This is a genomic window from Flavobacterium sp. GCM10022190, from assembly GCF_042656445.1.
GTDB classification, from domain to species: domain Bacteria; phylum Bacteroidota; class Bacteroidia; order Flavobacteriales; family Flavobacteriaceae; genus Flavobacterium; species Flavobacterium nitratireducens.
Map to the genome: position 1 here is coordinate 348,901 of NZ_JBHSOQ010000001.1, position 14,523 is coordinate 363,423.

Below are 14,523 nucleotides of genomic sequence, written 5' to 3' on the forward strand. Positions count from 1 at the left end.
CCTTTATTTTCAATCTGTGTAACAAGTAGGTAAAACTTTGTAATAAGTTAGATTTTTATCTTTTTCAAAAAATCAAATCGATAGGTTTCACTCAAACTTAGACAAATATTTTTATTGTTTTCATCCTGATAGTGCAATACAATTTCGTTATGATTAAAAAATTTTATTGTGTTTACGGATACGATTTCTTTCTTGCTTACACGACAAAAATCGGCTTCCGGCAACTCTTTCAAAAGAGTATCGAATTTAACATTTTTCAAATGCAAAAAACTCCCATCCCTTAAAAACACCATTTTATCACGGCTATCAACTGCTGCTGTTTTAATATAAACGATTTGATTAAAATACAATAAACTTTTCCCTTTATCAGTATTTAGATTAATGAATTTCTTAGCCTTAGAAGCATTTTCAAAACGCTCTACGGCCTTTACTATCGCTTTTTGCAATCGCTCTAATTTTACTGGTTTTGTAATATAGTCGACCGCATCTATTGTAAATGCGTCTGCTGCATACTCTTTGTAAGCCGTAAAAAATATCACTAATTTGTCTTTTAATAAACTGGCCAAATGCATACCATTCATCCCAGGCATTTCGATATCAGTAATTACTAAATCAAAATCAAGGTGGGGGATTTCAGCTAACAGTTTTTCGGGATTATTAAATGCTTTTACAATTTCTATTTCAGGAAGCTGTTCGCAAAGCATTTTGAGATACATTAATCCAGGCAACTCATCATCTAGAAGTAAACATTTCAGTTTTGTATTCACGCAAATCAATCTTTAAATGAGCAATATAAATATCGTTCTCTACAAACTTTTCAAGGCTAAAATTATTTTTATAGATAATTCGCAATCGGTTTTCTAAAGTAACATTCCCTATTCCACTACGTTCTTTTTTTAATACTTTTTTATCTGAAATCTTGTTAGAAACAGTCATTGAAAAAGTTTGATTTTTAAATTCAAAAATTACAGAAATAAAGGCGTCTGGATTTTGTATATCGGCATGTTTAAATGCATTTTCAATCAAATCAATCGAAATCAAAGGAGCCAGCAAAGGTTCCTGATATAACTTGTCTTCAATATCAATATTCTTCTTTATTTTTAATTCAAAAAGGGGACTGATTTTTATTTTATTGATTTCAATTAAATTCAACGCAAATTCAATTTCATCCTTAGCGGTTACAAATTTCTTTTTGCTTTCGTATAAGATATAATCTAAAACATTAGCTAATTTATCTAAGGCAAAATAGGTTTGATAAGCATGTGACTGAATTGAATTTAAAATATTCTTAAAAAGATGTGGATTTAGTTTCGACTCTAAAGTTTCTAATTGCAAATCATTAACTTTCATTTCTAATTCATAAAAGCTTTTTTTTGCTTCATTCTTTTCTTTCTTTGTCTGAATCAATTGATTAATCATAAAACCAATAATCACCATTAAAAGCAAAATGATGACTATAAAGATATAGAGTAAACTATTACTTAGTTCCATGCTACTAAACTAAAAGAAATTAATGATTTGAAACAAACTTTAACCCGATAATAGAACCTATCAAAGTAACAATAAAGAATAATCGCCAGAAAGTAGCTGGTTCTTTAAAAACAAAGATTCCTACTAGAACTGTCCCTACAGCTCCTATTCCTGTCCAAACCGCATAAGCAGTCCCAATAGGCAATTCCTGCGTGGCTTTGTACAATAAAAACATACTTGCTGTAAGACTCAACAAAAATCCCAACATCCAGTATGCCGATTCCATTCCGGTAGTTTCTTTGGCTTTTCCCAAACAAGAAGCAAAAGCTACTTCAAACAAACCACCAATTATTAATAAAATCCAACTCATATTTAGGCTCTAATAATTAATACAGAAGAAAATCCTAAAGGCAAATTCACGTCTGTATCAAGCACTGCTTTCCAACTTTCTAAACTAATCAACATTAAATCTTGTTCTTTTAAAAAGTTAGTATCCATAACATCCTGATTAATTACACTGATATTGTTTGGAAATTTTTGCAACAAAACCGAAACCGCACTTTGCATCACAAAATTATTTTTCAAAATGCCATTCATATCTAAAATGTTGATTTTAGAATTGCTATTAAAAACCATTTTCTGAACAAAATCAATCAAAATGGCATCATCCGATTTGATTATAGGCACAAAAACCTGATTTAACGCTTCAAAATCATTGTCGATTAAAATTCCCAGAGGTTTTTTGGTCTTAGCCACAATTTGTCTCGTTCGTTCATCAAAAGGCGAATTTTCAAACAATCCTTCTTTTCCTTTGAACTTATCAATCAAACGATCCGGATTAATAATTCTAGTGGTAAATCCAATGACTTTACCCAGCAAACTTCCTTCGAAAATAGATTTCCCAACACCCACCAACAATAAATCATAATCACCGTTATTCGCCACATCAGCTATTTCAGTTTCAATATCATTGGTCACTTTAAAAATAGAAAGCAACTTTACCCCCAAATGATCTGATTCATCATAAATAGGTTCAAAAGTTTCTCTTTCAATTTCTTCCATATTAAACGAATGCAATTCATCACTTTGCGACAAATGCATAGCTGTAATTACCGTTGCCGTTTTTTGTTTTTTAGTTAACCCATTAGCCAAATGCAACAAGGCTTTTCCTTTTTCATTATTGCCAAACGAGATTAGGATACGATATTTATCTTCATCAATCAACTCAGCAGTTTCTGATTCGCGTTTATTCTTAAAAATCAAATCCAACAAATCTAGCGCAGGCCCTGTCATAAAAGTAGTTACCAATGCCATAATGACCATCATCGTAAAAACTTCAGGAGTAAGTACTTTGAGTTCTAAACCAATATTTAAAACAATTAGTTCCATCAATCCTCGGGTATTCATCAACGCTCCAATGGTAAAACTATCATGCCAATTTTGACCCACAAACCTTGCTGCTAAAGCACTACCTACAAACTTACCTACAACAGCTACAGCTATTATTCCTGCTGTAACTTTCCACAAATAAGGATCATTTAGTAAGCCTACTTGAGTATTCAATCCTGTAAACACAAAAAACAAAGGCAGCAATAGAATAACAGAAACATCTTCGACCTTTTCGATAAAAATCATTCGGAACTTAGCAATATCTGGCATAATAGCCCCCATCATAAATCCGCCAAAAAGAGCATGAATTCCAATAACTTCGGTAGCATAAGACGAAATAATCAACAACAGAAAGAAAATTGCCATTACAGGCTTCCCAATATTTTCTTTTTCAGCGTATAAATCCCCTATTCTTTTCAAGAATGGCTTTACGATAAAAAGCATCGCCAAAACATACAGTAATGCTAGAGAAATCACATACAGTGAACCAACAAAATCACCAGCCTTTACAATGGCAATAACCACAGCTAGTAAACACCAAGCGGTAATATCATCGGCAGCAGCACAGGTTATGACAATAGCTCCCAAACGGGTTTTGTGAATCCCTCGCTCCTGAACAATACGAGCCAAAACCGGGAAAGCCGTAATACTCATGGCAATTCCCATAAAAAGACTAAAAGAAAGAAATTCTACACCTTGAGGGGCAAACTGATTATAGACAAAATAAGACAAGGCAATCCCCATAGCAAAGGGAATTATAATACTCGCATGACTAATTACAATAGCCTCACTAGCCTTATTTTTCAGTACTTTGACGTCTAATTCCATTCCGATTACGAACATGAACAGAATTAATCCTATCTGACTTAAAAATTTCAAATTGCCTAAAGAGGCCACTGGAAATAATGCCGCAGAAAATTCTGGAAAGTACATTCCCACCAAGGAAGGTCCAAGAACAATACCCGCAATAATTTCTCCAATAACCGTAGGCTGTCCTATTTTTTTAAAAAACCAACCAAAAATTCGGGCCGTTAGAATAATCATTACAATTTGTGCCAAAAGAATGGCCAAAGGGTCCTGAAAATTATGCAACATGGATTGGATAAAATCATCAAAAGAATTGCCTTGAGTAGAAATGACAACATTGGATTTCTTTAATTCTAACAATTTTCCTTTCTCGATAATCATATAAATTAAAGCCGAGAAAAAACCTGTTACACCCAAATAAAACACTGAATTTTTATATTTTTTCAAAACCATAGTTCAAAAAATAATTAATTTTTATTCCACACAAAGATGCTAAATTCTTTGTTAGAATTTACAAGCTTAAAATTAAGTTTACGATTTCATAAATAAGGGCTTAAAAAAACCTAAATTTAATTTAAAATTTACAAATCGTACTGCGCTTTCCTGCTGATTTCACTACATTTGCAGCCTTTAAATATCAATTATGATCAAGTGGTTTAGTTTGGGATTTTGGGAGTTAATTGCTCGTATTGTTCTTCGAAATAAAATTTTAATGTTATCCATTATCGTTGCGATAACTGTTTTTTTAGGAATGCAATGGAAAAATATCCATTTTACATTCACTGAAGCCAATATGTTACCAGAAGACAATATTGCAAATGTAGAATACAACGCGTTCTTAAATAAATTTGGTGAAGAAGGAAACTTAGTTATTATTGGGGTAAAAGACAATACTTTATTTACGCCAAAAGCCTTCAAAGCTTGGAATACACTAATGAACAGTCTAAAAAAAGACAAAGCAATTGATTTAGTTATTTCCATCAACGATTTAAAAAAACTTCAAAAAAACGATTCCCTACAAAAATTTGAATTAATCCCTTTTGTTGATCAAAACAAAACACTGGACAAAGGCTATCTGGAAAAAATTAGGAAAGAACTTTTTAATGACATGCCTTTTTACGAAGGATTGTTATTCAATAAAAAATCCGGAAGCATTCGTTCGGCAGTTTACATGGATAAGAAAATAGTAAACACCGCAGCTCGTAAAGATTATATTCTAGACAAATTAGTTCCTGCTGTGGAAAAATTTGAAAAAGAAACCAATATTGATTTGCGCGTTTCAGGCATGCCCTATATCCGAACACTAAACGCCAAAACAATTACTGACGAAATCAGTCTTTTTATTGGAGCTTCGTTATTAGTTACTTCCTTATTGTTTTTCTTCTTTTTCCGAAGCTTTAGAGCTACCTTAATCTCCATCATTATTGTGGTTATTGGGGTAATGTGGTCTTTTGGTGTTTTAGGATTAATGAATTACGAAATCACGGTTTTAACCGCCTTAGTACCTTCATTGATTATTGTTATTGGGATTCCAAACTGTATTTTCCTAACTAACAAATACCATCAGGAATACAAGGTACATCGCAACAAAGTGAAAGCTTTACAAAGGGTAACCACAAAAATTGGTATGGCAACTTTAATGACCAATGTTACTACAGCGATTGGTTTTTTCACCTTTATTTCTTCAAATAACGATTTGTTAATAGAATTTGGAAATGTAACTTCTATCAACATCATGCTATTGTTCTTTTTGTGCATTGTAGTTATTCCTATTTTTCACAGTTACATACCTGCACCTAAAGACCGCCATATTGAGCACTTAGACCGTGGATCAGTAAAAAAATTCATGGATTGGATTTTGCACAACATAAAATACAACCGTTTTTCTGTTTATGTAGTAGCCATTTCATTGTTAGTAATCAGTATTATTGGAATTTACGAAATGCGTATTTCGGGAAGTTTAATCGAAGACATGCCTAAAAAAGAAGCCTTTTTTCAAGATATTATTTTCTTCGAAAAAGAATTTGACGGAGTTATGCCATTAGAAATTATGATTGACACTAAACGCAAAAAAGGTGTTATGAAACTTTCTACGCTTAGACGTATGGACGAACTTGAGAAAGCAATAGATGAAATTCCAGAACTATCTAAACCTATTTCTATTGTTAATTTGGTTAAATATTCCAAACAAGCTTACTACAATGGAAATCCAGAATATTATGATTTACCTACTTCGCAAGAGCAGGGATTCATTCTATCTTATGCTAAAAATGCCACTAAGAATTCCAAAGAAAATTTAATGAAAAGCTATGTGGATTCGACAGGTCAATTTGCCCGAATCACTACTTTCATGCGAGATGAAAACGGAAGTGCGATACCAAAAGTGGAAGCTGAAATTAGAAAACAAGCCAATAAAATTTTCCCACCAGACCGTTACAATGTTACAATCACTGGTAAGGCTTTGGTATTCCAAAAAGGAACGGGTTACTTACTAGACAACTTACTTTCGTCATTAGTATTTGCCTTTTTCTTAACGGCATTATTAATCGGATTTATGTTCCGTTCATTCAAAATGATTTTGGTTTCTATTATCCCAAATTTACTACCATTATTGTTAACCGCAGGATTGATGGGCTTTTTAGGAATCCCATTAAAACCATCAACAATATTGGTGTTCGGAATTGCGTTTGGACTTTCGGTAGACGACACGGTCCGATTCTTAGCACAATACCGAGAAGAATTAAAGAAAAACAACTGGAAAATCCGTAAATCAGTCTATGCTACATTTAACGATGCCGGTTTAAGTATGTTTTATACTTCTATCGTATTGTTCTTTGGATTCTCTGTTTTCATGCTTTCAAGTTTTGGAGGAACAATTGCTCTGGGTGGATTAATTTCGTTAACCTTATTATTTGGAATGTTGTCTAACTTAATGTTATTGCCTTCATTAGTATTGACCTTAAACAAAACATTAGCTAACGAACAGGAATTTATAGAACCTAAAATTGACATTATTGAGCATAGTGATGAAGAGATCGACGCTTTAGATAAAATCAAACTTTAAACTTTTAGAAATAAAAACAACTAACAATGTTAATCGATCAACAAGTTACATTAGTTAACAAATACATAGACAAATCTATCGACTTTGGTTTTGAATACGCTCCAAAATTAGTAGGAGGAATTATTGTTTTAGTAATTGGTTTATGGTTTACTAAAATCGTTACAAAAGCGGTTGGAAAATCATTAGAAAGATCCAAAATTGACCAATCGTTGATTCCATTCTTAAGAAGCCTAACTAATATTACACTAAAAGTTTTAGTTGCCATAACAGTTATGGGGATGATTGGTATCCAAATGACTTCTTTTGTAGCAATTCTTGGAGCAGCTGGTTTAGCAGTAGGTATGGCATTATCAGGTACCTTGCAAAATTTTGCCGGAGGCGTTATTATTTTAATTCTGAAACCATTCCGAATTGGTGATACTATCGAGGCACAAGGTTTTATTGGTACGGTAAAAGAAATCAGTATTTTTTCTACAATGCTTAATACTGCCGATAAAAAACTAGTCATTATTCCTAACGGTCCATTATCAACAGGCGCTTTAACAAACCATTCGGCTGAACCTACAAGAAGAGTAGATTGGACTTTTGGAATCGCTTTTGGCGATGATATTGAAAAATTTAAAAAAGCCATGACTGATTTTATCGAACAGGATGCTAGAATATTAAAACAACCTGCGCCATTTATTGGAATCGCTTCTTTAACTGATAGCACAGTAACTATTGCTGTAAAAGTTTGGGTAGACGGATCCAATCACACCACAGTATTTTTTGATATGAACGAAAAAGTATATACGCAATTTACCGATTACAATCTTCATATTTCAGCTCCTCATGTAGACAGCCCTGTGAAGAAATAAGAGTCATTTTTTTTAATAAAAAAAGAAATAGTATAAAATCCTGACCTACAAACCGTCAGGATTTTCTTTTTTGAATAAGGCTATTATCATTAATTCATCAAAAAAAACGCTTGATTTTTTTTGAATAACAAAAAAGAATCTTAACAATACCTATAATCAGCAAATAGTATTGACTAGAGAAGTATTTGCAGAAAAAAATCTTATTTTTACTTAGGTACTTTACAAAAATAGGAACGAAATATTTTCCTTTTTGGAAGGCTTACAAAAGAATGATACCACTAATTAGCATACTAACAATATGGGACATACGAATTCTGAATCAGAAAGATTAGCCGTTTCTGATAATTACAGAAATTGGAAAAAATGGGGACCTTATTTAGCCGAAAGGCAATGGGGAACTGTTCGTGAAGATTATAGCCAACATGGAGAAGCATGGGAATTTATAGACCATGACAAAGCCCGAAGCAACGCTTACCGCTGGGGAGAGGAAGGTATTGGTGGTTTTTGTGACTCCAGAGAAATTTTATGTTTGGCGCCTGCCTTTTGGAATGGCAAAGACCCAATCATCAAAGAACGTTTATTTGGTTTAACGAATAATCAAGGGAATCATGGTGAAGATGTCAAAGAATTGTACTTCCATCAAGTTTCTACTCCTACACATACCTATAACCGCTATTTATACAAATACCCACAAAACGAATTTCCATATAGCGATTTAGTTAATAATAACCGTCGCAGTCGTGAGGAACCAGAATTTGAAATTTTAGACACTAACAGTTTTAACAACAACGCCTATTTTGATTGTTATATCGAATATGCCAAAGCCAATGTAGACGACATTTTAATGAAGGTGACTGTGGCAAACCGTGGAGAAGCAGCAGCCAGCATTCACGTGTTACCACATTATTGGTTCCGAAATTTTTGGAAACACAACAACCGTCATCCAAGACCCAATATGGAATCCTATGGGGATAATGTGGTGCTTTCTAAAAGTAGCCGAATAGGCGATTACTACCTGTACCATGAAGGAGGCCAACAATTGTTTTGTGAGAATGAAACTAACAACAAACGTATTTACAACTTTGCTAACGAATACGAATATGTCAAAGATGGGATTAACAACCATGTTGTAAACGGAGAAGCTACTATAAATCCAAACAAAACAGGAACCAAAGTAGCCATTTGGCATCAGTTAAACTTACAAGCAGGAGAAGAAAAAACCATCCGGATCCGTTTAAGCAATTCGGTACTGGAAAATCCTTGGGCTGATTTTGAATCGGTATTTGATAAAAGAAAACAAGAGTGTGAAAATTTTTATAACGAAACCATAAACGAAAAAATACCCGAAGCCCATCGTGCCATTGCCAAGAGTGCTTTTTCAGGTTTATTATGGACTAAACAATTCTACTATTTCAATATTCACAAATGGCTGTTTGGAGGCATTGAGGAAACTCCAGCCAATAGAAGTAATTTGCGTAATTACAGTTGGCAACACCTAAACAATCGCCACGTAATTTCGATGCCAGACAAATGGGAATATCCATGGTATGCCGCTTGGGACTTGGCTTTTCACATGGCTTCCTTTGTGGAAATTGACCCCTATTTTGCCAAACAACAATTGTTATTGGTTTTACAAGAAAGCTACATGCATCCTAACGGCCAAATTCCAGCTTACGAATGGAATTTTAGCGATGTAAATCCTCCTGTACACTCTTGGGCGGTTTGGAAAGTATATGAAAAAGACAAAAACCGTACAGGAAAAGCTGATACACCATTCCTTGAAAAAGCCTTCCAAAAACTACTCATCAACTTTACTTGGTGGGTGAACCAAAAAGACACCAGTGGAACCGACTTGTTCGAGGGCGGATTCTTAGGATTAGATAACATTGGGGTTTTTGACCGCAATCACATGCCCGAAGGAATAAAAAAAATGCAACAAGCCGATGCGACCAGCTGGATGGCTATGTTTTCGTTGAACATGTTGCGTATGTCATTAGAACTGGCAATCACTAACAAAATATACGAAGAGATTTCGGCGAAGTTTTTCCGACACTTTTTGAATATTGCCTGGGCCATGCACCATATAGGTAAAAAAGACATTTCCCTTTGGGACGACCAAGACAATTTTTACTATGATGTGGTACAAATGTCAAATGGAAAAACCGAGCGCTTACGAGTACGTTCTTTAGTTGGCGTGATTCCATTGTTTGCAGTCGAAATCATGCACAAAGACTTATTTGAGGAGTTGCAAGAATTTAGAAATCGTGCCAATGAAATCATAAGAACCCGTCCCGATTTAGCTTCTTTAATTTCCAACTTAGAAAAAGCCAATGCTGATGGGAATTTCTTATTCTCCATAATGCGTGGTTTTAGATTGGAAAACTTGTTAAAACGCTTGTTAGACGAAAATGAATTCCTCTCCGATTACGGAATTCGCTCGTTGTCTAAATACCATAAAGACCATCCGTTTGTGTTTAACAATTCTCACCAAATTCAATATGAACCAGGTGAAAGCCGTTCAGGTATGTTTGGAGGAAATTCAAACTGGCGTGGTCCTATCTGGATGCCTTTAAACTACATGATAATTCAATCGTTGCGCCAATATTATAAATTTTATGGACCAACATACATCTATGAATTCCCAACAGGTTCTGGCAACAAATTGAATCTAAAACAAATTGCTAACGAGTTGACAAAACGCTTAATCCGATTATTTGAACGCAATAGCGAAGGTAAATTCCAATACCATTCTGACGATCACGAAATGCATTTTGCCAAAAACGAACATTTTAGAAACGAACACCTATTCTATGAATTTTTTGATGGTGACACCGGAAAAGGTTTAGGTGCCTCACATCAAACGGGTTGGACAGCCCTGATTGCTAATTTGATTTTGGAATTAGACGAATAAACTATTTTTTTACAACTTATAAAATCCTGTCTTGTTTTGAGGAACGAGATGGGATTTTCTGTTTGTAGGAGTATTTTTGTATATTTGAATTTAGTAATTTAAATAAAACCAATTACTTTATTTAACTAGAACAACCTGCTCAATTAATTAGCTATTCACAAAAAATCCAATAAAAAATGATAAGAAAAGTTAAATACACATTGACCGATTTACAAAACTCAACGGACGAAAAACTTGTCGATTTGATTTATGAAAAGTCTGCTGAATTAGAACTTGGAACTTTTGGACAAAGTTTAGAAATAGCTGATCCTGCAATGGCAGAATTTCAAGCAATGTGGATTTTGAAAGGAGAAGTACAAAATGGTGGATATGACCAATTCTTTTTAAATAATGGACCTGAATATGGACAAATTGCTTTGGCTGGACTTAAAAGAATTGGCGCAACTGAATTTGCTAATTTGACACAAAAAGCCATAGAAATCTATAAAAATCAAGATTTGAAATTTAAAGACAAACGTAACCCTGAATTTAACGCATTAGATGATGAATTTTATGATTTAGATGGTTTAGAAAGACTACAAGTCAAATACATCAGGAAGAATTATGAAAAATTTATTGTGGATTAAATAAAAAATCCTACCATTCAATATATCTCATAATAGAAAAATGAAGAACATTATTATCAATATTAGAAGTAAGAAAATTCTGTTTGACAAAGTTTTTTTATATATTTGAAAAGCTTCCCTAAGAATTGAACTCCTTAAGTTAGCTAGACATTAGTCTTAATTTGAACTTTGACATTAATTATTTTTTTAAATGAAAAACTTCTTTGTAACTATTATTTTTCTCTTAAGTCTTAAAGGATTTTCCCAAGACTTTAATTACGGATTGTTAATTGGCGGAAATTACTACGATATAGAAATTGATGGTCCAATAAGTGGAGGAGCAGCAAATAGTGATATCAATTTAGGGTTATTTGGAGAATATGTTATGAACGATAACCTCGGGTTAAAACTATACGGTATCTACAATACTACAAACGAAGTTGCTAGTTACGATACGCCTAATGCTGGAAGGCTTTTTGAAAGAGTAAGATTAAAAACATTTCAAGCACACTTATTGACAAAATTTGATGTAAATAAAGAATACAACAAAGGATATTATGTAACAGGAGGATTTAGATTGACTTCAATTATAGATAAAACCGCTCGTACAGATCAAGAACTTCTTGAAGACTTTTATAAAAAATCAAATATTGGGGTTCTTCTTGGCATGGGAGTTAATTTTTCTAAATCTTTAAGCATCGAAGTTTTAGCAGATCGAAATTTAACGAATACTTTGGCTAGTGAAAATAACACAGCTAAAAATTATGGCTTTTATTTGAATTTACTATTCGATATAAGCACATTGATTTCAAAACAATAATGTCTCGAACTGACTCCAATTTAATTTAAAAAATCGTAGCGTTTGCAACGCGGCTAATCCAAACTTGACTAGCTTAAATACTATATTCCGTACCTACTTCGGATGGATTGAAAACCAGATAGCGCGGATTTCTAATCCGTGCCCACAAAGATTTGATTCAAAATTTTAATAATAATTTTATGGTATCCCAAGACCACATAAATAATTTCAACTTGATTTTGACAAAAATTCTAAATCAAGAGATTGAACTTGGAAATGAAATTATAGAAACATCAAAAGGATGGCCAGATGATAAAACTATAATTGTTTTTCTGAAAAAACCTTTTAAAAGAAAATATTCATTTGAAAATGTTGAATATAGAGATATTAACGACCCACATTATTGGAGAGCAGAATATGTTGACATTATAACAAACCACGTTTTAGCTTGTAGATTTTAAATAAATAACAATTACCCGGTCATACAAAATGAAACACGATAGCACGGATTTCTAATCCTACAAAGTTTAGTAAAAGAAAACACATAATCGAATTTCTTGATGAGATTTCTCCTTCGTCGAAATGACAAAATTGTGGCTACTGGACTTTAAAAAAATATTTATTTAAACATCCCCAAACTGCTGCTCGATTGCATCGAGTACCTACCAAAATTAAAAGAAAAAACATAGCGTTTGCAACGCGGCTAATTCAAACTTAACTAGCTTAAATACTATATTCTACACCTATTTCGGATGGATTAAAATCCATCCCTACAAAATATGCCGAGCCTAAGGCTCTTAGATAGACTTTCCTAAAATGAATTGAATTTCTATACCAGATTTTCATAGAAAAGTTCCATAGGAACGACACATTTTGTAGCCCCGAAATTTATTTCGGGGAAAATAATAGAACACGAATCAATAGCTCCGTAGGAGCGGTATATTTATAGTCCTGTAGGGACGACATATATTTCGTTCACACATTTCTAGCCCCGGTAGTAGCGGCATCCTTGTGGGGCTTGGCTTTTGCCCCACAAGATAGAGCGGATAACGGGATGATGCTCCTAATAAGAATTGAATCGAGTTTACTGCTTTGAAAAAATGAATTATATTTGTCTGTGTAAAACAGGATGAATTCTAATCGATATTTATAGATAAATGAAGCATACAAAAGTTAAAGACTTATTGAATAGCGCAGTAACACTACAGGAGGTAAATGCAAAAGGATGGGTAAGGACTTTTAGAAACAATCAGTTTATTGCTTTGAATGATGGTTCGACTATCAATAACATCCAATGTGTGGTAGATTTTGAAAATACACCAGAAGATATTTTAAAAAGAATTACTACGGGTGCGGCGGTATCGGTAACGGGTACTTTGGTTGAAAGTAAAGGGGCAGGTCAGAAGGTAGAAATTCAAGTGGCTAAACTGGAAATCTTAGGAGATTCAGACCCTGAGAAATTCCCAATGCAACCTAAAAAACATTCTTTGGAATTTTTACGTGAAAATGCACATTTGCGTGTTAGAACGAATGCTTTTGGGGCGATTATGAGAGTGCGTTCGGTATTGTCATTTGCGGTGCACAGCTATTTTCAGCAAAAAGGTTTTGTGTATGTGAACACGCCAATTATCACCGGTGCCGATGCTGAAGGAGCTGGAGAGATGTTTCAGGTGACTTCGTTGCCATTGGACAATTTGCCAAAAAACGAAGAAGGAAACATTGATTACAAAAAAGATTTCTTTGGAAAACATACGAATCTAACGGTTTCAGGTCAGCTGGAAGGGGAAACTTTTGCGATGGCTTTGGGACAAATTTATACTTTTGGTCCAACGTTTAGAGCCGAAAATTCCAATACTTCGCGTCACTTGGCCGAATTTTGGATGATTGAACCAGAAGTAGCCTTCAATGATTTGGACGACAACATGGATTTGGCCGAGGATTTTATCCAATATGTGATTCAATACACCATGGAAAAATGTTCAGATGATTTGAAATTCTTAGAAAGTCGTTTGTTAGAAGAAGAAAAATCAAAACCTCAGGCAGAGAGAAGCGAAATGTCGTTGCTTGAAAAATTAAATTTTGTTCTAGACAATAAATTCAAACGTGTTTCATATTCGGAAGCGATTGATATTTTGAGAGATTCGACGCCAAACAAGAAGAAAAAATTCCAATACATCATTAACGAATGGGGCGCTGATTTGCAATCGGAACACGAGCGTTATCTGGTAGAAAAACACTTTAAATGTCCGGTAATCTTATTTGATTATCCGGCTAACATTAAAGCTTTTTACATGCGTTTGAACGAAGACGGAAAAACGGTTCGCGCTATGGATATTTTGTTCCCTGGAATTGGTGAAATTGTAGGTGGTTCACAAAGAGAAGAACGTTATGATGTTTTAATCGAAAAAATGAAAGCCTTAGGAATTAGTGAAGAAGAATTATGGTGGTATTTAGACACTAGAAAATTTGGAAGCGCGGTTCACTCTGGTTTCGGACTAGGATTTGAAAGATTAGTTCTTTTTGTAACAGGAATGAGCAATATTCGCGATGTGATTCCGTTTCCAAGAACACCAATGAATGCGGAATTTTAAAAAAAAGTTATATGTTAAATGTTAGAAGTT

At 33.8% G+C, this 14,523-nt stretch carries 12 protein-coding genes; 7 read left to right on the top strand and 5 right to left on the bottom strand.

Annotated elements, in window-relative coordinates:
• Positions 1-47: 47 nt before the first annotated feature.
• From ACFPTQ_RS01565 to ACFPTQ_RS01580, 4 genes are read right to left on the bottom strand one after another with little or no spacing between them, the layout of a single operon-like run.
• Positions 48-767: a LytR/AlgR family response regulator transcription factor gene (locus tag ACFPTQ_RS01565; protein ID WP_379772998.1), complete on the bottom strand. Its 720-nt coding sequence runs from the start codon at positions 765-767 to the stop codon at positions 48-50.
• Positions 733-1,491, bottom strand: a complete 759-nt coding sequence (locus ACFPTQ_RS01570; RefSeq protein ID WP_379773001.1) for a sensor histidine kinase — start codon at positions 1,489-1,491, stop codon at positions 733-735. The genes ACFPTQ_RS01565 and ACFPTQ_RS01570 overlap by 35 nt, the downstream gene beginning before the upstream one ends.
• 19 nt (positions 1,492-1,510) lie before the next feature.
• The gene (locus ACFPTQ_RS01575) at positions 1,511-1,840 is read right to left on the bottom strand and encodes a DMT family transporter (RefSeq protein ID WP_278034668.1); all 330 of its coding nucleotides are present in this window, start codon (positions 1,838-1,840) and stop codon (positions 1,511-1,513) included.
• Positions 1,841-1,842: 2 nt separating this feature from the next.
• Positions 1,843-4,113, bottom strand: coding sequence for a cation:proton antiporter (locus ACFPTQ_RS01580; protein ID WP_379773005.1), 2,271 nt, complete (start codon positions 4,111-4,113; stop codon positions 1,843-1,845).
• Between the two features lie 196 nt (positions 4,114-4,309).
• Between ACFPTQ_RS01580 and ACFPTQ_RS01585 the strand changes: the two genes are divergently transcribed.
• The 6 genes from ACFPTQ_RS01585 to ACFPTQ_RS01610 all read left to right on the top strand — a co-directional run bounded on the left by ACFPTQ_RS01585 (position 4,310) and on the right by ACFPTQ_RS01610 (position 12,363).
• Entirely contained in the window at positions 4,310-6,730 is a 2,421-nt protein-coding gene (locus tag ACFPTQ_RS01585; protein ID WP_379773007.1) for an efflux RND transporter permease subunit, read from the top strand.
• A 26-nt stretch (positions 6,731-6,756) separates the two neighbouring features.
• Positions 6,757-7,587, top strand: a complete 831-nt coding sequence (locus ACFPTQ_RS01590) for a mechanosensitive ion channel family protein (RefSeq protein WP_379773010.1) — start codon at positions 6,757-6,759, stop codon at positions 7,585-7,587.
• A gap of 298 nt (positions 7,588-7,885) precedes the next feature.
• On the top strand, positions 7,886-10,498 hold the full coding sequence (locus ACFPTQ_RS01595; protein ID WP_379773013.1) for an MGH1-like glycoside hydrolase domain-containing protein: 2,613 nt from the start codon (positions 7,886-7,888) through the stop codon (positions 10,496-10,498).
• Positions 10,499-10,674: 176 nt separating this feature from the next.
• Positions 10,675-11,124 (top strand): DMP19 family protein, encoded by a 450-nt coding sequence (locus tag ACFPTQ_RS01600; RefSeq protein ID WP_379773016.1) that lies wholly within the window; start codon positions 10,675-10,677, stop codon positions 11,122-11,124.
• A 190-nt stretch (positions 11,125-11,314) separates the two neighbouring features.
• Positions 11,315-11,923, top strand: a complete 609-nt coding sequence (locus ACFPTQ_RS01605) for an outer membrane beta-barrel protein (protein ID WP_379773018.1) — start codon at positions 11,315-11,317, stop codon at positions 11,921-11,923.
• A gap of 179 nt (positions 11,924-12,102) precedes the next feature.
• Positions 12,103-12,363, top strand: a complete 261-nt coding sequence (locus ACFPTQ_RS01610; RefSeq protein ID WP_379773020.1) for a hypothetical protein — start codon at positions 12,103-12,105, stop codon at positions 12,361-12,363.
• 262 nt (positions 12,364-12,625) lie between these two features.
• Here ACFPTQ_RS01610 and ACFPTQ_RS01615 read toward each other — a convergent pair whose 3' ends face one another.
• Positions 12,626-12,748, bottom strand: a complete 123-nt coding sequence (locus ACFPTQ_RS01615) for a hypothetical protein (protein ID WP_379773022.1) — start codon at positions 12,746-12,748, stop codon at positions 12,626-12,628.
• A 311-nt stretch (positions 12,749-13,059) separates the two neighbouring features.
• Here ACFPTQ_RS01615 and asnS point away from each other — a divergent pair, with 311 nt between their 5' ends.
• Positions 13,060-14,493, top strand: a complete 1,434-nt coding sequence (asnS, locus tag ACFPTQ_RS01620) for an asparagine--tRNA ligase (RefSeq protein WP_379773025.1) — start codon at positions 13,060-13,062, stop codon at positions 14,491-14,493.
• Positions 14,494-14,523: the final 30 nt, after the last annotated feature.

What these genes read in the sequence shown, in the direction of transcription:
- ACFPTQ_RS01570 (WP_379773001.1), bottom strand. Translation starts at nt 1,491, where the DNA reads ATGGAACTAAGTAATAGTTTACTCTATATCTTTATAGTCATCATTTTG.
- ACFPTQ_RS01575 (WP_278034668.1), bottom strand. Translation starts at nt 1,840, where the DNA reads ATGAGTTGGATTTTATTAATAATTGGTGGTTTGTTTGAAGTAGCTTTT.
- ACFPTQ_RS01585 (WP_379773007.1), top strand. Translation starts at nt 4,310, where the DNA reads ATGATCAAGTGGTTTAGTTTGGGATTTTGGGAGTTAATTGCTCGTATT.
- ACFPTQ_RS01590 (WP_379773010.1), top strand. Translation starts at nt 6,757, where the DNA reads ATGTTAATCGATCAACAAGTTACATTAGTTAACAAATACATAGACAAA.
- ACFPTQ_RS01595 (WP_379773013.1), top strand. Translation starts at nt 7,886, where the DNA reads ATGGGACATACGAATTCTGAATCAGAAAGATTAGCCGTTTCTGATAAT.
- ACFPTQ_RS01600 (WP_379773016.1), top strand. Translation starts at nt 10,675, where the DNA reads ATGATAAGAAAAGTTAAATACACATTGACCGATTTACAAAACTCAACG.
- ACFPTQ_RS01605 (WP_379773018.1), top strand. Translation starts at nt 11,315, where the DNA reads ATGAAAAACTTCTTTGTAACTATTATTTTTCTCTTAAGTCTTAAAGGA.
- ACFPTQ_RS01610 (WP_379773020.1), top strand. Translation starts at nt 12,103, where the DNA reads ATGGTATCCCAAGACCACATAAATAATTTCAACTTGATTTTGACAAAA.
- ACFPTQ_RS01615 (WP_379773022.1), bottom strand. Translation starts at nt 12,748, where the DNA reads ATGAAAATCTGGTATAGAAATTCAATTCATTTTAGGAAAGTCTATCTA.
- asnS (WP_379773025.1), top strand. Translation starts at nt 13,060, where the DNA reads ATGAAGCATACAAAAGTTAAAGACTTATTGAATAGCGCAGTAACACTA.